Here is an 18009-nt window from a genome sequence, read left to right on the forward strand (position 1 = left end):
AGCATAGGCGCACAACTGCTTTTTGCAAGGGATATTATCGGACTACTGGATAGTAATGTCGTCCATGTAAGCATCAAATACTTTGTGCAGCAAGGTCAGGCGGAAATAATCATCTACCTTTTGGCGATTTTCTTGGTCTTGCAACATGCGCATAGCAAGCATATTTTCCATACCCACCATGTTGTAGTAGCCCATGCGTACAATTTGCATGAAATTGATATCGCTCAGGCGTGCTACGATGTCCTGCATATCTACCTTAATATTTTTTGCATTGGCCAATTCTGAAACTAACATTTCAAAGCGCATAGTATCGCGGTAGCCGTCGTATGATTCGGCAATCTGCGCTTCGCTCAGGTTAGGGTTATTGGCAGCCAGCCAACGCTTCATGAACGAATCGGGCAGGTCAAAATTATGTGCTTCCAGCAGTTGTGTCTGGAATTGATTCAGCATCTGGTCTTTTTGAGCGATTTCCGCTTCGCGGGTTTTAATGTTGCGCAGTTGTTGGCGGAAATCTTCTTCGCTTTGTACTTTGCCCGGCCCGAAAATCGTGTCAAAAAGTTCCTGATTCAACTCAGGCAGTTGTTTCACGGAGATATTACCGATGGTCATCACAAATTCGCCGCTGATATTTTTGACCATGTCTTCGCCCATTCCGAAAAATTCGCTCACCTGTGCATCAGACGGGAACAGGGTGCGGAGGTCAAAAGTAACAGTGTCGTTTTTCTTCTTACCCAAGAAAAGAGACTTGTGCTCACCGATTTGCCCGATGGATACTACACCGTAGCCTTTCGCATCGGCAGTAAACAGGTCGCGCAGTTCATCAGGGTTATTGTAGCTTGGCACTTTCACAGCCTCGCCATTAGCCGTAACTATGAAGCCATAGACTGTAACATCCGGTTGGTCAGCTACTTCTTCCTGCTCCTGATAGTTGGCGTTCATATTGCGCAGATTTTCAATGGTTTCATCAATTTGCGCATCGGTAACTTCAGCCGCAGGCTTAGATATAACAATATTCTTACCGACTGAAAGCGTAATTTCCGGCTTCAGGCCGATATCGTAAGAGAACTCAAAATCGGTTTGATTTTCCCAGTCGTAGTTGCCGTTTTGAGTAGTTTCGCTCATCATTGGGCCGCCCAGAATCTGAATGTTATTATCTTTCAGATAGTTTTCCAGCGCATCCGTAGAGGTTGCGGAAACTTCCGAAACTTTGATGGACTTGCCATACATTTTGCGAATCATTCCTGCCGGAACTTTACCGGGGCGGAAACCTTTAATTTGCGCCGTGCGCGCGTACTCCTTTATTTTTTTTTCAATCCTGTCTTGGTAATCTGCCTGATTGAGTGTAATTTTAATGGAGGCAGTCAGGGAGTCGGTTTTTTCTAATGTGATTTCCAAGGCTCTAAATAAATTAAGCTAACAAAGAGGTGGTAATAAGGTCGGCAAAAACCAACACATTCAGACTATTGAGTGCGGATGGAGGGATTCGAACCCCCACGCCGCGAAGCGCCAGATCCTAAGTCTGGTGCGTCTACCAATTTCGCCACATCCGCTCAAAAGTTCGGCAAAAGTAATTCACTTCTCTGAAAACTCAACTTTCTTTGTAATTTTTTCTTAGTGCACGCATCTTTGAGTATGAAAGATAATCCCAATTCGCCTGCTCCAAATACATTACCGGCAACTGTTATGGATGTGCCGGAGGTTCATCAAAAACCCGTTATCCAAGATATAACAGCAGCCGTACCTGCCGATAAGCAATTGGAGGAAGAACGCAAGGAGATTTTACGTCGCTACCGTCAGGTGCTTCGCAAAGTCAGTCCGGTTTTAAAGAACCCGAAGGAGGATTTGAAGCGCATCAAAGCAGCTTTTGAAATGGCCGAAGAGGCGCACCGAAGCGAGCGGCGCAAGTCCGGGGAGCCCTACATCTACCATCCGCTGGAAGTAGCACGCATTGTAGTAGAGGAAATGGGATTGGGCGCCACTTCTGTTATCTGTGCCTTCTTGCACGATGTGGTGGAAGATACGGATATTACCATAGAGGATATTCGCCGCAAGTTTGGCGATAAAGAAGCGCACATTATAGACGGGCTGACAAAAATTAAAGATACTACGCTGGATGCGACCACTACCGAGCAGATAGAAAACTTCCGCAAAGTATTGCTCAATTTGTCGGAAGACATTCGCGTGGTGCTGATTAAAATAGCCGACCGCTTGCATAACATGCGCACGCTGGACGGTATGAGGCGCGACAAACAACTCCGCACTATTTCGGAAACACAACTGATTTATGCGCCATTGGCACATCGGTTGGGTTTGTATGAAATTAAAAGTGAGCTCGAGGATTTGTGTTTGAAATACAAATCGCCGGAGATTTACAACGAAATTGTCTATAAAATTAAAAAGACACAGCCCGAGCGCGACAAATTTGTAAAGGATTTTATTAAGCCAATAGATGCAAAACTTAAAGAACGCGGTTTTAAGTTTACCATTAAAAGCCGTGTAAAAGCTGTTTCTTCCATTTACAATAAGATGGAGAAGCAGAAGATACGCTTTGAAGATGTTTTTGACCTTTTTGCCATTCGGATTATTTTGGATTCACCGCCGGACAAAGAAAAAGAAGACTGTTGGGTTGCTTTTTCTATTGTAACCGATTTTTACCAATCCAATCCTTCACGCATGCGCAATTGGATTGACCACCCGCGCAGTAACGGCTATGAGTCGCTGCACATTACCGTTATGAGCCACACAGGCCAGTGGGTAGAAGTGCAGATTCGCAGCAAGCGAATGGATGAAGTGGCCGAAAAAGGTCTGGCCGCCCACTGGAAGTACAAAGAAAAAAATCCCGATAAAGGGGCTAAGCCACCCGTCAATACGATGGAAAGTTGGCTGAACCGTATCCGCGAAACGCTGGAAAACCGCGACTTGGATGCGCTGGAAATGATGGGCGAAATACATAAAGAACTGCACGAAGAAGAAATTTATGTATTTACGCCCAAAGGCCATATGAAAATATTGCGCAACGGCTCTACCGTACTCGACTTTGCCTTTATGATTCATACCGACCTTGGGCTGCATTGCCTCGGGGCGAAGGTAAACGGCAAGCTCGTACCTATGGGGTATCAGTTAAAAAATGGTGAAAAAGTTGAGATTATTAAAAGTAGCTTGCCCAACGTAACGACGGACTGGCTGAAATTAGCCAATAACAAGCGAACACAAAGTAAAATCAGCCAGTTTCTGAATGGTAAGCGCAGTTCTTATGCCGAAAGGGGACGCGAAATAATCAAACGGAAAATAGAGCAATTGCACATTGCCGTTCCCCAAACGGAGGAGTTCCGTCTGAAACTTGCCAAAAAGTTCAATCAGAACTCCATTATTGAGTTTGAAGAAAAGTTAGGCAAAGACGAGTTGCCGCATACTCAGTTAAAAGAGGTCATTAGGGGGTTGGTAAACGAACTGAAAAACACTGGGAAGCCCGCACCTCTCCCGACTGAAAAATCTGTTAAAAATCTCAAACCCAATACGGCCAAACTGCAAATCGGCGGACACACGGGCGAGATTGTATATACGCTTGCCAAATGCTGCTCCCCCGTGAAGGGCGATGAAGTTATCGGTTATATGACCGTCAGCCGTCGCCTGATGGTGCATCGGGTAGATTGTATCAATGCCATCAATCAAATGGCAAAAGATAACAGCCGAGTTATTCCGCTGGAATGGATTGACGATGATAAAGCAACGAACCATCGCGAGGCTTCAGCCAAAACTCCTGCACGGATAGAAGCTGTAGAAGGGGCAGCTCCTCCCACACCGGAAGAATTACCGGCCGTAGAAGCAATACCCGCGCCTCCGCCTCCGCCTGCACCTATGTACTATGAGGTGGCACTGAACATGTACGGATTTGACAGGGATGGTATCGTAAACGAAGTTACGCAAGTTATCCATGCACATAAAGTAAGTATGCGCTCCATTACGATGGGTGAAACAAATGGACTGTTTGAAGGGCAGATAGTGGTGCGTGTACAGAGTATAGACCAACTCGATAGCCTGATGAAAGACCTTAAAAAAACAGAAGGTATTAAGGGCGTAGAGCGCAGCGTTTTGTAAAGCATGAAAAAGACAGTTGTAATTAATGTGGTGGGTCTTTGCGGCGCACTGATAGGCGAGCATACGCCGTTTTTAAAACAATGGATAGCCAAAGGGCAGGCAATGCCTGTTGAAAATATGCTGCCTGCCGTAACCTGCTCGGTGCAAACTACCTATCTTACCGGTAAATGGCCATCTGAACACGGCATCGTAGGCAACGGCTGGTATGACCGAACCGAGTGTGAGGTAAAATTCTGGAAACAATCCAACAAGTTGGTGCAGGCACCCAAGGTATGGGATGAAGCACGCTTCCATGACCCCAATTTTACGGTTTGTAATATGTTTTGGTGGTACAATATGTACAGTACTGCCGACTACAGCGTTACGCCGCGTCCCCAATATTGGGCAGATGGCCGCAAAACACCCGATTGCTATTCCCATCCCGCCGATTTGCGCGATAAATTGCAGGAGCGACTTGGCATCTTCCCTCTGTTCGATTTCTGGGGGCCTCGTACCTCCATTCGCTCCTCGCGCTGGATTGCCGAGGCAAGTAAATTGGTAGATGAATGGCACAACCCGACGCTTACACTGATTTACCTGCCCCACTTAGACTATAACTTTCAAAGGTTTGGCACGCAGCATCCAACCATTCCCGAAGATTTGCGACAAATAGATGCGCTGTGTGCCGATTTGATACAATTCTACGAACAGCGCGGGGCAGAAGTGCTGTTGCTTTCAGAGTATGGCATTACCGACGTATCGCGCCCTATCCATTTAAACCGCTTGTTCCGGCAAAAAGGTTGGTTGCAAGTACGCCGCGAACATGATGCAACCGAGTTGCTCGATGCAGGTGCAAGTCGGGTTTTTGCTGTGGCAGACCATCAGTTGGCACATATTTACATCAACGACCCAACGCTTTTGCCGCAGGTAAAGAGTTTGTTGCAGCAAACCGAAGGTGTAGAACTTGTATTAGATGAGCAAGGAAAAAAAGCGCACCACCTAACCCACGAGCGCGCCGGTGATTTGGTAGCTGTTGCCGATGCAAAAAGTTGGTTCACTTATTACTATTGGTTAGATGACCGCCATGCCCCCGATTTTGCCCGTATAGTAGATATCCACAAAAAGCCGGGCTACGACCCTGTCGAGATGTTTACCGACCCCAAAAAGCCCTTGATGCCGTTACGGGTAGGATGGAAGCTATTGAAAAAGAAGCTTGGTTTTCGTATGCTGATGGATGTTATCCCGTTAGATGCCTCGCTCATAGGCGGCTCGCACGGGCGCATAACAGACCGACCGGAAGATAAGCCTTTATTGGCAGCCCGTTATGTTGCTTGTTTGCCTAATCAGGCAATTTGTGCGCCTACCGAGGTGTATCATGTCATTATGCGCCTGTTGAACAGGCAGACATAAGCAGGCAACCAAATTTTACGCATCGCATGGGAGCATTTCGGAATACGGGTTGGGAATTTACAAAATCAGCGAAAGACCGTAACATTCGCCTGAAATCCGTATTCAACAGAAAGCCGCTGTATATGACCCGTATAAAAATAAAAACGGCGCAGGGGGAATATCCTTGCGCCGGTGTTTGTTTTCAGGAAAGTCTATCAAAAGCGGTTGAAAAGTTTAGTCATCAATATTACCGCCGCTGAGTTCGCCGCCACTTTCTATTTCTTTTTCGGCTACGCTGTCATCATTGTTTTTGCGCAACTCATAGATAACGGCGTATTTGAGGCTGCTCTGGTCTGCTTTCTTAAACGCTTCGTTGGCGGCTTTGGGGTTTTTCATTTTATTGAAAACCAAACCTTGCAAGAAGTAAACCTGTGCTTTCATTTCAGGGTCTACTCCCTGAAACTTATTCAGAATGTCGTTGATAACGGTCATGGACTCGTTGAGCTTGTTCAGCTTAGACAAGGCAACGGCTTTAATAAAAGCAACCTGATAATTAGTCGGTTGAATGGCAAGACAAGCATCAGCCGAAGCAATTGCCTCGTTATACAACCCTGCACCAATTTCACTCTGTGCTACTTTTGAAAGAGCTAAGGCTTTTTCCACCGGTTCTTTCTTAGCTTCAGCAGCCAGTTTTTGTTGTTTGATAACGGCAGATTGGTCTAGTGTCATTTTTGAGATATTGACCAGCATTTCATGAGCAGGGGAGAAGTCCGGCTTTATTTTAATGGCTTGTTCTGCCATTTTTTTGCTTTCTTCCAACTCATATACCTTATAGTAAGCGGTAGCAAGGTGCTGGAAGTAGATATGGCTCATTTCAAAAATTTTGACCTTGTAGGGGCCAAAGTTGGCTTTGGTAAATGCTTGCTGGGCTTCCGGATATTTACCCAGTTTGTAGTAGCCTAAACCAAGTTCATAGTAAAAACGGGCAAAGTCGCGAGGGTCTTGGCTGGTAATCAAAGGAGTTGCTTTCAGCATGTCTTTTACAGCCAAATCGTGCTTGCCGAGCTTGTTATTCAGGTGTGCATTGAAGAAAAGCAACTGCAAGTTGTTGGGGTCTAATGCCAAGCCGTCGGCGATATGGTTAGCAGACTCTTTGAATCTGTCCGCACGCATCAATAACTTGATAATGTTGATTTTGTACTCTACTTTTTCTTTCGGATTGCTGTCGTATTTGAAAGCATTATTGAATGCTTCTATGGCTTCGTTGGTTTTGTTTTTGGCAGCGTAAAGCCTTGCCAGCCTTGTGTATGCGCCTAAGTAGTCCTTACGCAATTGGATGGTTTTCTCAAAACACTGGATGGCATTGTCCATATCCTTCAACAGGATGTAAGTTTTGCCCTTGCGAAAAACATATTCAGGATTGGCAGGGTCGGCTTGTATTGCTTTATTGTACTCGTCAATAGCTTCCTTAGGCCGGTTATTCTTTTTGTAATCCTCAGCCTTAAGCAAAAACTCAAGCCCGCCGTCTTGTGATTTAGCCGCGAAGGATGTGGCTAAAAACAAGATGAAACAAAACCAAAATTGCATTTTCATAAGATCACTGAGTAAAATTTAGCCATTGGCACTTGTGTAATTTGCCGTAAAATACTAACATTATCATGCCAAAATTACGTAATTAAGGTCTTTTGCGCAATTAAATTTTTTGAAATGGTTCGCATTGGGAAACCCCGCTGTGCCAGATATTGCTTTAGTTCTGTTATATCTACTTCGCGAAAATGGAAAATGCTTGCAGCCAATGCGGCAGAGGCATCATCATTTTCAAAAATCTCGGCGAAATGTTCCTTGGTTCCTGCTCCTCCGGAGGCTATTACCGGTATTTCAAGCATGTGGCTCATTGCGCCTGTCAGTTGCTTGGCAAATCCGCTTTTGGTGCCGTCATGATCCATGGAAGTGAGCAGAATTTCCCCTGCGCCGCGTTCCTGCGCTTCTTTTGCCCATGCAAGCGTTTGAAGCGTAGTAGGCACGCGCCCCCCATGTGTATGAACGATATCTTGGCCGTTTAGGTTGCGTGAGTCAATAGCTACAACTACGCACTGGCTGCCAAACTCGAGCGCCATTTGGCCAATAATTTCGGGGTTGCGAACGGCTGAGGAGTTAATGGAGATTTTGTCTGCACCGGCTTTCAGCAAAGCATCCACATCGGCAACATGGCTGATGCCCCCGCCTACCGTAAACGGAATATTGATTTCTCTTGCAATTTTTTTGACTAATTCTATTAGGGTCTTACGTCCTTCCACTGTGGCCGTGATGTCCAGAAAAACGAGTTCATCGGCACCTGCTTCCGCATAATAAGCAGCCTGCTCCACAGGGTCGCCCGCATCAATGAGATTGATGAAGTTGATGCCTTTAACGGTTTTGCCGTCTTTGATATCTAAACAAGGAATGATGCGTTTGGTTAGCATATCTGAAAGTTACACTCTTTTGCACACAAAGCAATAAATTCGCAGCCAATAAACAACACAACATCTTGCTTTTACTATGAAATTGATAGAATGCCCGCGCGATGCCATGCAGGGTTTACATGATTTTGTGCCGACGGAGGTCAAAATCAATTACCTGAATGCATTGCTGAAAGTCGGGTTTGATACGCTTGATTTTGGCAGTTTTGTATCGCCCAAGGTGATACCGCAAATGCGGGACACTGCCGAAGTACTTGCCGGACTGGATTTATCGGCCACCTCAACGCAGTTGCTTGCCATTGTGGCAAGTGTCAGCGGTGCTAAAATAGCGGTGCGCTACCCGGAAATCCGATATTTGGGTTTTCCGCTGTCTGTTTCCGAAACTTTCCAGTTGCGCAATACCAACAAGAGTATAGCTGAGGCAATTGAAGTAGTTAAGGAAATACAGCAATTATGTACGGCGCATGACAAACAATTGGTCGTTTATTTTTCCATGGGTTTCGGCAATCATTACGGCGACCCTTACGATGAAAATGTATTGGGAGAAATGGCCTTGAAAATGAATGAGTTAGGTATTCAAATCATTGCCCTTGCCGATACGATTGGCGTATCCAATCCGGAAAATATTAAACGGGCATTTGGTACGTTAATACCTGCTTTTCCTCATATTGAGTTTGGGGCGCATTTTCATTCGCATCCCCGCACGGCTGTTCGCAAAGTAGCTGCTGCATGGCAGGCCGGCTGTCGGCGATTTGACGGAGCTTTGAGAGGGTTTGGCGGATGCCCGATGGCAAAAGACGAACTGACGGGAAACATAGCGACCGAGGCTATGATTGAATACTTTGAGCGCGAGCACATTCCTACGGGGATTAATCACGAGGCCTTTGGCAAGGCTATGCAATTGAGCGCTACTGTTTTTGGATAATTCATGGAATCATTAAACGAGCTTTTGCGTCGCAACAGCGGCTTTCTGCTGCCTTTTATGCTGGTATTATTGGTAGCAGGCATTGTATTGATTTACCTGCCCAAAGGCGATGAGGTAATTTATGTGAATAGACTGCACAGTCCCGCGGCAGATTTTTTCTTTCAATATGCTACGCATCTGGGAGACGGAATGTTTGCTGTTGCGGTAGCGGTTGCTATGCTTTGGGTGCGTTTCAGGCACAGCGTGCAGATACTGCTTGCATGGGGCATTTCAGGACTGACGGCACAGTTGCTCAAAAGAACCTTGTTTGCCGATATGCCGCGGCCGGCTGCTTACTTTGGCGATTTAGTACCGCTGCACTATGTGGAAGGAGTAACCATCCATACGACCAACAGTTTTCCGTCCGGTCATTCTACCACGGCTTTTGCCCTTTTCCTCAGTTTGAGCATAATGATGCAGGGGCGAAGCCATTGGCTTTCCTTCGTATGTTTTTTGCTGGCACTGATTGCGGCGTTTTCAAGGGTGTATCTTGCCCAGCATTTTGGCATTGATGCGTATGCGGGTGCTTGTATCGGCACGCTGACGGCTATTTATGTAGGGTATCAAATGGAGCAGCCGAAACGCTGGTTCAACCGCCCCTTTTGGCAGAGAAAGTTATGAGGCATTGGCCGTTGGCATAAACAAAGGCTTGCGGCTTACCTGATTGAGCGGTGCAGGCAGCAATTTGATGCTGTCCTGCTTTTTATCTATCAATTTGTTGAATAAAACAGCGGCTCTGTCATAGCGACGGCGCAGAATCAAATCATCGTCATACAAAGCGCTGACTTCTTCGTACAATTCGGTGCAGGCAGTGCAACTTTCGCTGCCGGGCGTATTGCGCAGTTGTCGCATGAGTTGTATCAGCCTGTCAAAGTTGTTGTCGTAAGTGAGAGTTTTGTTGATGTCTGCAAGTGTTTCCCACGTTAAAGGATTGTCGGTCAGCCACTTGTGCAGTATCTTGATGGAGTCGGCCGTGTTTTTATCGTGTTTGGGATATTTTTCCAATCGGGCGGTCAGTTGTAAAATTTTTGCCAGTTTGTTTTCGTCCGATTTGACGGAAAGATACCAGTTGCGCTCCACGCTGTCTTTCAATGCGCCTATCAGTTCTTTCAGAGGGGCTTCGGGAAGCATATCCTCTTCTGTTTCGGGCATATTTGCCCAAGGGTCTGCCTCCTCTTCTGCCAGTTCTGTGGTTGTATTTTCTTGTACGGCTGTGTTTTTATTGTCTGTACAGCCAACAACAGCCCAAGAGAGTGCAAGGGCTGCGATAATCAGTCGGTATTTCATATAACAGTTATAGTGATTGGTGGGGTGATGCAAATAAAAATAGCTTCCTGTAAAGAAAGCTATTTTTATGAATTGATACGCAAAATCGGTTTAATAGGTTGCCTTGATGCGGGCTATATCCTGAATGCGTTGCCATGCCATTTCGGTAGCTACCACCTGTGCATTGCGCTGCTGATTTTCGGCTACGTCAAGCACTTGTGCCACGCGGTTGTATATTTCTTCGGTTTTGGCAATTGCCCATGCGCGGTTGTAGCTGCCTGCAATTTCAGTAGCAATATTGATAACACCGCCGCTGTTAATCACAAAATCGGGTACGTAAACGATGCCTTTGTTCATACAGGCTGTGCCGTGAATGTGTTCGTCGGCCAGTTGGTTATTGGCACATCCGGCAATTACCTGTGCTTTCAGGCGGCTTAGTGTATCGTCGTTTACGGTAGCCCCCATTGCGCACGGAGAGTAGATGTCGGCAGGTACATCGTAGATTTCATCGGGGGCAACAACGGTTACATTGAAGCGGGATGCCACTTTTTTGATGCGGTCTTCAAAAACGTCGGTAATGAATATTTTGGCATTTTCCTTTGCCAAGTATTCTACCAAGAACTCTCCGACAGAGCCTACGCCTTGTACGGCGATGGCTTTTCCTTCCAAACTGTCTGTTCCGAAGGCTTTTTTGGCTGCCGCTTTCATACCCACATAGGTGCCGAGGGCTGTCATGCCGGAAGGGCTGCCGCTGCCGCCGCGGTATTCGGGCATACCTCCCACAAAACGTGTGTGCAAGGCAATATCCTCCATGTCGCGGTCGGTAATGCCCATGTCTTCGGCGGTGATGTATTTGCCGTTCAGGTTATTAACAAATTTGCCGTAGAGGCGCAGCAGGGCTTCTGATTTGATTTTGCGGGAGTCGCCAATAATTACGGCTTTGCCTCCGCCCAGATGCAAACCTGCCATTGCATTTTTAAAAGTCATGCCGCGTGAGAGGCGCAGGGCATCTTCCAAAGCTTCGCTTTCGGAACTGTAAGCCCACATGCGCGTGCCGCCCATAGCAGGCCCCAACACGGTATTGTGAATAGCTATGATTGCTTTCAAGCCCGTGTGCTGGTCATGGCAAAAAACGACCTGCTCGTGTCCTAATGCATCTACCTGCGCAAAAACGTTGCTTTCTGTGGCAACGAGTGGCTGTGTTTCTGTGGTCATGTGTTGTGGTGCAAAAATGTTTGCCGCAAAATTATCCCTTTTTATAGAAAGGCAATTTGACAATTTGGGCAGGGATTTTTTTATCGCGCACGGCTACAAAAACAGTTGTTCCTGCTTTGCTGTAAGGGGTTTGCACGTACCCCAGCCCGATACCTACGCCAAGGCTTGGCGACTGAGTTCCGGAGGTAACTTCGCCAATGGTTTCGCCGGCGTCGTTGTGGAGTGTGTAGTGCGCGCGCGGAATACCGCGTTCCAGCATCTGGAAGCCTACCAACTTACGGGCTGTACCTTCGTTTTTTTGTTTTTCGAGCAGTGCCTTGTCAATAAAATCCTTATTGAATTTGGTAATCCAGCCCAGACCTGCCTCAATTGGCGAGGTGGTGTCGTCTATATCGTTGCCGTAGAGGCAGAAGCCCATTTCTAAGCGCAGTGTATCGCGTGCAGCCAGCCCGACGGGTTTGATGTCATACGGTTTACCTGCTTCGAAGATATGCTGCCAAACGTGCAGCGCATGGCTGTTAGGTACGTAAATTTCAAAGCCGCCGGCACCGGTATAGCCTGTGGCAGATATGATGATATTATCTACACCTGCAAATTTGGCGCGTTTAAATGTATAATATTCCATGTTGTGTAAGTCCACGCTTGTCAGGCTTTGGAGCGCTGCAGCGGCCTGCGGCCCTTGTACGGCAAACAGGGAAATATCATCGGAAATATTTTCCATAGATACGCCCCACTTGTTGTGGCTGCTAATCCACGCCCAGTCTTTGTCTATGTTCGAGGCATTGACAACCAGCATGTAACTTTCGGCATTGATGCGGTACACTAACAGGTCATCTACGATGCCGCCTTTGCCGTTGGGCAGGCAACTGTACTGAACTTTGCCGTCATACAATGCAGCGGCATCATTGGTGGTTACATACTGAATCAGGTCTAAGGCATGATGCCCCGTGAGCATAAATTCACCCATGTGCGATACATCGAATACCCCTACGCCCTTGCGTACGGTTTGATGTTCTTCTATATCGGAAGTATAGCGCAGAGGCATTTCATAACCTGCAAAAGGAACTATCTTGGCACCTAATTTCTGATGCGTATCGAAAAGGGCTGTTCTTTTTAATGACATAATACGGCGGTAATAGCTGAAAAACAAAATCGCGTTTACGAGCCGTAAAGCTAATAAACGCGACTGAATTAAACCCGTTAATTTTACCCGTAATCAGGCTGTTAGTTAGAAGTGTTTGTTTAGTTTAGTTTAGTTTAGTTTAATCTATTGAAGTGTAGTTAGTTTATCAAAGCGAGTGGAACCCGAATTGTTTGCTTGTTTGCTTGATACAAAAGTATATTAAGCATTAAGTATTTGAAATCCATGTTTCCATTCATTTTTGTAGGGGATAACCCCTAAATAAATTTGGGGATTTATATAAACTGCGCTATTTTGGTGGAGCAGTTATCTTATTTACTACATATCATGCCTGAAGATATCAAAATTCTGATTGCCGATGACCATCCTGTCATGCGACTTGGGTTAAGCCATTTAATTAAAAATGAACCCAATATGCAGGTTGTGGGCATTGCGGCCAATGGAACAGAGGCTATCCGTATGGCCAAAGAATCGCATCCCGACTTGATTATCTTGGATATTGACATGCCCGAAATGGACGGGCTTTCGCTTGCGCATCATCTCAAAGCAGAATTGCCCGAACTCAAAATTGTTATTTTTACGGCGCACCACAATGAGGAGGCTTTCAACGAGGCCATTGATGCAGGCGTAGAAGGGTTTATTTCCAAAGAAAACGTATTTGACGACCTTTCGGAAGGCATCCGGCAGGTGGCGCAAGGTAAAAACTATTTCAGCAGCGTTTTTTCCGATTATTTGCTTAATCGCATTAAGCATAACGATAAAACCAGAAAAGACAGGCAGTCTATTGCCGAATTGCTCACCTCGGCCGAAATGCGCATTATGCAACTAATCGCCGATATGAAGACAAGTCAGGAAATAGCCGATACACTTTTTATCAGCGTTAAAACAGTTGAGAACCACCGCACGAATATTTGTAAGAAACTGAATATCAAAGGGAAGAACGGTTTGTTGAAATTCGTTCTTAACAACAAGCATCAGTTTGAATAATTTTTTTTGGCAGAGGGCTTGTTTAATTAATAAAGCACTCTACTTTTGCAGTCCGATTGCAAAGGCAATTGGTTATCAACGGAAAGGAAGCTTAGCTCAGCTGGTTCAGAGCATCTGCCTTACAAGCAGAGGGTCATAGGTTCGAATCCTATAGCTTCCACCAAAAAGTTCTCCTTATTAATCGGAAGCTTAGCTCAGCTGGTTCAGAGCATCTGCCTTACAAGCAGAGGGTCATAGGTTCGAATCCTATAGCTTCCACCAAAAAGTTCTCCTCATTATCGGAAGCTTAGCTCAGCTGGTTCAGAGCATCTGCCTTACAAGCAGAGGGTCATAGGTTCGAATCCTATAGCTTCCACTACCGACATGCGACAACCCTTAGGAGATTGCCTAAGGGTTTTTTGTTATCTTGGGCTATCGGATAACCTCACGGCTTTATTGTTATGGAATTTGAAAAGGCACTCCTTAAATTGGCTGCTTTTTGTGCCTATCGCGAGCGTTGTAGCAGTGAAGTACAGGCAAAAATGGCTGAGTGGGAGTTGTCGGAGTCGTTGCAAAAGCGGCTGATGGCATACTTACAGGCAGAGAACTACCTGAACGATGAACGTTTTGCCGCTGCCTATGCGCGCAGCAAATTCCGCCAAAAACAGTGGGGCAGAGTTAAAATCCGCCTGATGTTGCGACAAAAAAAACTCTCTGATGCCACTATCCGCCATGCCCTAAACAGTATCGATGGCGATGAGTATTGGGCGACACTGCTCGAGTTAGCAGAGAAAAAAGCAGCGGAACTTGCCAATAAACCCAAAAAAACGGCACCGAAACATTCCTTGTTTCGTTTTCTGGCAGGCAAAGGTTTTGAAGCTGACTTGGCGGCAGAGGCAGTCAGGCAGGTATTAAAACCATAGCGTAGCACAAAAAACTTACACACGGCTACTTGTGGTGAAGCAAAAACCCAAGATGTGATGGATGCAATTTATTGGCCTACAAGTTAATGCCAAACTCCACCCATTCGTTGTTTGGTGTAGCTCCTTCGCGTTCATAGAAGCGAATGGCGGCTTTATTCCACGGGGCTACTTTCCATTGGATGTTGCCGCAGCCGGCAGCTTGTGCTTCCTGCTTTACCGCATGGAACAGGCTTTTGCCCAATCCTTGGCCGCGCAGGCTTTCGCTGACATAAAATTCTTTGATGAAAAGTGTGGGTTTGGCAATGGCAGTAAATGGAATGAAGTAGTAAACAACCATGGCTCCCAATGCTTTGGTGTGGATATTTTCGGCTACCAGTGCGTAAAAATCGGGGTGCTCTTTGTGAAATCCCTGCTTTCTGACCATTTCTTCGGTAATCTGGAAACGGTCTATGTAACGTTCAAAAACAGCCAGCTCGCGCATGAGTTGCCAAAGTTGGTGCGTATCGCGTTCAGTGGCATATCGGATGATGTAAGGTAAATGTTCAGCCATAGCTTTGTGGTCAGCATCTGCGCAAAATACGCAAGCTTTGGAAGATGACAACTTAAATTCTGCTATTTTTGGCTGCTGTTACCCTGCTTATGGAATTTTTTCATACCGATTGTCTTGTGTGTCGAAGCTCGCATCTGAAGCGTTTAGAGCGCTATTACGCCAAAGATTATTTGGTGCAGTGCCAAAATTGCGGCTTCGTTTTTGCCGAAAAAATTCCTTCGCCGCAGGAGTTGGAGGCCTATTACGAAGGCTACGGGCGCAACGACTACCTCTCGCCGCTGACAGTGAAGCGCTATGAGGAACTGCTACAAAGTTGGGAGCCGTACAGGCAAACCAATCGGATATTGGACGTAGGTTGCGGCATCGGTTATTTTCTGGAAACAGCAAAAGCCAAGGGCTGGGAGGTTTACGGAACGGAATACACCGACCGCGCCGTGGAAATCTGTGCCTCCAAAGGTATTGCCATGCAAAAAGGCGAACTGAACCCCGATTTATATGCCCCCGAATCGTTCGACATCATCACTTCTTTTGAGGTGATTGAGCATATCAACAATCCGCGAGAGGAGATGGCGAAATTCTATCGCCTGTTGCGCAAGGGCGGCGTAGTTTATATCACCACGCCTAATTTCAACTCTACGCTGCGCTATTATCTCCAAGAACATTACAACGTGATTGCCTACCCCGAGCATCTGTCCTATTACACGCCTGCTACGCTACGCCGCCTGATGGAAACGATGGGTTTCAAAAAAGTTTGGATAAAGACAACAGGTATCAGCCCGATGCGGTTTGGCAGCAGCCTGCGGGGTAAACAGCAAAAGGAAAGCGGCCATTCGGGAGTTGTGCCCGAACCGCCGCCTGTTTATGTAGCGCCTGAAAGCCCTGATGAACGTTTGCGTCGGTCTTTTGAAAGTAACCCGCTCATGAGCGTTGCCAAAAGCAGTATCAACGGCGTTTTGTCGCTATTAGGCATCGGCGATTCGCTCAAAGGGCTTTTTGTGAAGGGGTGAGAGTTGTTTACTGCGCACCCACCAATGCAATCACAGCCTTACCCGGCTGAATCAACCTGCCTGTTTCTTGTGCATCGGGAACGTCGGCAGCGCTTTGTTGTAAAATCCGATAGGCTTCTTCTGCTGTCAGGTCGGGGCGGATGGACTTCATCAGCCCCAGCAAACCTGCTACGTAGGGCGTAGCCATAGAAGTGCCGCTTAACGATTTGTACTCGTTTTTTGGAAAGGTGGAGTAAATATTTACGCCCGGGGCTGCAATCGGCATGGCAATATTGCGCACGTGGTTGGAAAATTCGGCTTTGCGCAGTTGTTCGTTTAAGGCAGCTACCGCAATTACGCCTTTGACGTTGGCAGGGGCAAAGTTTACAGCGTCTTCGTCGGCATTGCCTGCGGCGGCTACCACAATTGCGCCCGCCTGATGTGCGTACTTGACGGCTTCGGTGTAGGCGCGCTGTTCGCTGTCAAACGAAGGGCCTCCCAGCGAAAGTGAAATCACATCTGCGCCCTTGTCGGCTGCTTCGATGATACCGTTGATGATGTCTTGCTGTGTACCGCCGCCGAAGCTGTTTAGCACGCGAATGGAAGTTGCGCGCACAAAGTTGTTGTCAGGGGCAAAAGAGGCAATGCCTTTGCCGTTATTACTCACGGCTGCCGCAATGCCGGCGCAGTGGGTGCCGTGCCCGACGGGGTCGGTGTCGTAGCTGGGGTCGGTAGAGTGGAAATTGCCTTGGAGGTCTTCGTGTGCGCCGTCCACTCCCGTATCCAAAATTGCGACGCGGGCAACTTTTTGCGGACGGGTGTTTTTCAGCAGGGCGAAGAGTTCTTGCATTTGCATGGCACCGAAGCCCCAAAGTTGCGCCACACCCGGGTCGTTCAGCCCGAAAGACGGCTGTTTGCTGCGGGCGGGTGCAGTAGCGGGCAATTCAATTTTCATCACTTCGTTGGCTTCAAACCCGTCTATCAGCCCTGAGGATTGGAATGTTTGTGCAATGCTTTGCCATTCGTTCAAACGCTCATTGGGGATGTCCACCACATAAAACTCGTCTAAGGAAGTGTCTTCGGGGCGTGCCATATTGGGGAAGGCAGGGCGGCAAACTACGCCTAAGGCTTTGGCTTTGGCAAATAACTGCGAAGGTGTAAACTTTGCGTTCAGGTCAATCAGCAGTTCGGCGTTGCCTGCCAGCGTAATGGGTGGAGCAGACTGCACGGCACTTGTTTGTTGTGCCAACGGATTGTGCTTTTTCAGCCAGTCCAAACCTTCGGCTGCCATGTCAAAAAAGAAAAATTTAACAGCCAGCAAAATGGCGGCAACAATGCTAAACCAGAGTTTAGACCCCGTAACGTACCGATTGAACAACAGCAGTATGCTGACAAAGATGGCAACATCCAAAGGTAATATGAGAAATAGCTTGACAATCAGTGCAGTATCTTCAAAGTACAAGCCCAGAATATACAAAATCAGCGAAACCCAGAAACTTTTGCCGAAAAAAGCGGCTGAAACGAGGCTTTTTGTTTTGAGAAAAAGCCACAAAAGGGCGGAAGCCAGCAATGCAATAAATCCGACGGTGTAGAGCATGATTGACGATGTGTGAACGATTAATCTAAGATACTGAAATCGGTGATTTTTATGGGTTTGCCCCACATGAAAATGGAAACGCTTTCCTCGGCGGGCTGTGCTTCAACGCGCACGTGCAGGCCGTTGCGTTGCAGTTCGGCAGGCGGATTGACCATGCGCCATTTCTGCCCTTGTTCGTCAATGATGCCCCAGCACCCGACGGCGATGTTCTGATAAGTAGTTTTTCCCGTGATTTGCATGACAATGAAGTTGTTAGTTGGTAAACGTTTTTTTGCATTAAATAGTTGAGCTGGTGCAAAATCGCAAGTTGTTGGCGAAAAATGTTTTATGTAAATTATTGAAAAACAGTTATTTAAAAGAGGCTGTCCAAAAAGTCTGGATAGCCTCTAATTAATTGATTATCTTTGCTTTGCAAGCAGTATATAAGTGCATGGGCAAAGTAGTCTTTAAGCAGCGACCGGGCAAAAGTCCCGAAC

16 protein-coding genes and 4 tRNA genes are annotated in these 18009 nt (G+C 46.8%); 10 read left to right on the top strand and 10 right to left on the bottom strand.

Annotated features, from left to right (window positions below; genetic code table 11):
• Positions 1-42: 42 nt before the first annotated feature.
• Together tig and NDK19_RS15300 are read right to left on the bottom strand one after the other, a co-directional pair.
• Positions 43-1395 carry a trigger factor gene (tig, locus tag NDK19_RS15295; RefSeq protein WP_250632780.1) on the bottom strand — a complete coding sequence of 451 codons (1353 nt, stop codon included), beginning with the start codon at positions 1393-1395 and terminating at the stop codon, positions 43-45.
• Between the two features lie 73 nt (positions 1396-1468).
• Positions 1469-1550 (bottom strand) — tRNA-Leu (locus NDK19_RS15300).
• A gap of 82 nt (positions 1551-1632) precedes the next feature.
• On the opposite strand from NDK19_RS15300, the gene NDK19_RS15305 reads away from it, so the two are divergent.
• Together NDK19_RS15305 and NDK19_RS15310 are read left to right on the top strand one after the other, a co-directional pair.
• Positions 1633-4098: a RelA/SpoT family protein gene (locus NDK19_RS15305; protein WP_250632781.1), complete on the top strand. Its 2466-nt coding sequence runs from the start codon at positions 1633-1635 to the stop codon at positions 4096-4098.
• A gap of 3 nt (positions 4099-4101) precedes the next feature.
• Positions 4102-5487, top strand: a complete 1386-nt coding sequence (locus NDK19_RS15310) for an alkaline phosphatase family protein (RefSeq protein ID WP_250632782.1) — start codon at positions 4102-4104, stop codon at positions 5485-5487.
• A gap of 213 nt (positions 5488-5700) precedes the next feature.
• Here the strand turns inward: NDK19_RS15310 and NDK19_RS15315 are convergent, their stop codons facing one another.
• Positions 5701-7059: a tetratricopeptide repeat protein gene (locus tag NDK19_RS15315; protein WP_250632783.1), complete on the bottom strand. Its 1359-nt coding sequence runs from the start codon at positions 7057-7059 to the stop codon at positions 5701-5703.
• A gap of 74 nt (positions 7060-7133) precedes the next feature.
• The gene (gene hisF, locus NDK19_RS15320; protein ID WP_250632784.1) at positions 7134-7928 is read right to left on the bottom strand and encodes an imidazole glycerol phosphate synthase subunit HisF; all 795 of its coding nucleotides are present in this window, start codon (positions 7926-7928) and stop codon (positions 7134-7136) included.
• A 76-nt stretch (positions 7929-8004) separates the two neighbouring features.
• On the opposite strand from hisF, the gene NDK19_RS15325 reads away from it, so the two are divergent.
• Together NDK19_RS15325 and NDK19_RS15330 are read left to right on the top strand one after the other, a co-directional pair.
• Positions 8005-8850, top strand: coding sequence for a hydroxymethylglutaryl-CoA lyase (locus NDK19_RS15325; RefSeq protein WP_250632785.1), 846 nt, complete (start codon positions 8005-8007; stop codon positions 8848-8850).
• A 3-nt stretch (positions 8851-8853) separates the two neighbouring features.
• Positions 8854-9510, top strand: coding sequence for a phosphatase PAP2 family protein (locus NDK19_RS15330; RefSeq protein WP_250632786.1), 657 nt, complete (start codon positions 8854-8856; stop codon positions 9508-9510).
• Here NDK19_RS15330 and NDK19_RS15335 read toward each other — a convergent pair.
• The 3 genes from NDK19_RS15335 to gcvT form a co-directional block, all read right to left on the bottom strand.
• Positions 9505-10176 (bottom strand): hypothetical protein, encoded by a 672-nt coding sequence (locus NDK19_RS15335; protein ID WP_250632787.1) that lies wholly within the window; start codon positions 10174-10176, stop codon positions 9505-9507. The genes NDK19_RS15330 and NDK19_RS15335 overlap by 6 nt on opposite strands.
• 90 nt (positions 10177-10266) lie before the next feature.
• Entirely contained in the window at positions 10267-11370 is a 1104-nt protein-coding gene (locus NDK19_RS15340) for a Glu/Leu/Phe/Val dehydrogenase dimerization domain-containing protein (RefSeq protein WP_250632788.1), read from the bottom strand.
• Between the two features lie 31 nt (positions 11371-11401).
• Positions 11402-12493 carry a glycine cleavage system aminomethyltransferase GcvT gene (gene gcvT / locus NDK19_RS15345; protein ID WP_250632789.1) on the bottom strand — a complete coding sequence of 364 codons (1092 nt, stop codon included), beginning with the start codon at positions 12491-12493 and terminating at the stop codon, positions 11402-11404.
• Positions 12494-12838: 345 nt separating this feature from the next.
• On the opposite strand from gcvT, the gene NDK19_RS15350 reads away from it, so the two are divergent.
• The 5 genes from NDK19_RS15350 (at position 12839) to NDK19_RS15370 (ending at position 14400) form a co-directional block, all read left to right on the top strand.
• A complete protein-coding gene (locus NDK19_RS15350) occupies positions 12839-13498 on the top strand; it encodes a response regulator transcription factor (protein WP_250632790.1) in 660 nt (219 codons plus the stop codon).
• 85 nt (positions 13499-13583) lie between these two features.
• Positions 13584-13661: transfer RNA gene (locus tag NDK19_RS15355), tRNA-Val, on the top strand.
• Positions 13662-13681: 20 nt separating this feature from the next.
• Positions 13682-13759: transfer RNA gene (locus NDK19_RS15360), tRNA-Val, on the top strand.
• Between the two features lie 19 nt (positions 13760-13778).
• A tRNA-Val gene (locus NDK19_RS15365) sits at positions 13779-13853 on the top strand.
• 85 nt (positions 13854-13938) lie between these two features.
• Positions 13939-14400, top strand: a complete 462-nt coding sequence (locus NDK19_RS15370) for a regulatory protein RecX (RefSeq protein ID WP_250632791.1) — start codon at positions 13939-13941, stop codon at positions 14398-14400.
• Between the two features lie 76 nt (positions 14401-14476).
• On the opposite strand, the gene NDK19_RS15375 is transcribed toward NDK19_RS15370, so the two are convergent.
• Positions 14477-14950 (bottom strand): GNAT family N-acetyltransferase, encoded by a 474-nt coding sequence (locus NDK19_RS15375; RefSeq protein ID WP_250632792.1) that lies wholly within the window; start codon positions 14948-14950, stop codon positions 14477-14479.
• Between the two features lie 116 nt (positions 14951-15066).
• Here NDK19_RS15375 and NDK19_RS15380 point away from each other — a divergent pair, with 116 nt between their 5' ends.
• Complete coding sequence (locus NDK19_RS15380; protein WP_250632793.1) at positions 15067-15957, top strand: class I SAM-dependent methyltransferase; 891 nt, start codon at positions 15067-15069, stop codon at positions 15955-15957.
• A gap of 7 nt (positions 15958-15964) precedes the next feature.
• Here the strand turns inward: NDK19_RS15380 and NDK19_RS15385 are convergent, their stop codons facing one another.
• A complete protein-coding gene (locus tag NDK19_RS15385) occupies positions 15965-17533 on the bottom strand; it encodes a S8 family peptidase (RefSeq protein ID WP_250632794.1) in 1569 nt (522 codons plus the stop codon).
• 20 nt (positions 17534-17553) lie between these two features.
• Complete coding sequence (locus NDK19_RS15390) at positions 17554-17772, bottom strand: hypothetical protein (protein ID WP_250632795.1); 219 nt, start codon at positions 17770-17772, stop codon at positions 17554-17556.
• Positions 17773-18009: the final 237 nt, after the last annotated feature.

The organism is Rhodoflexus caldus (assembly GCF_021206925.1).
GTDB classification, from domain to species: domain Bacteria; phylum Bacteroidota; class Bacteroidia; order Cytophagales; family Thermoflexibacteraceae; genus Rhodoflexus; species Rhodoflexus caldus.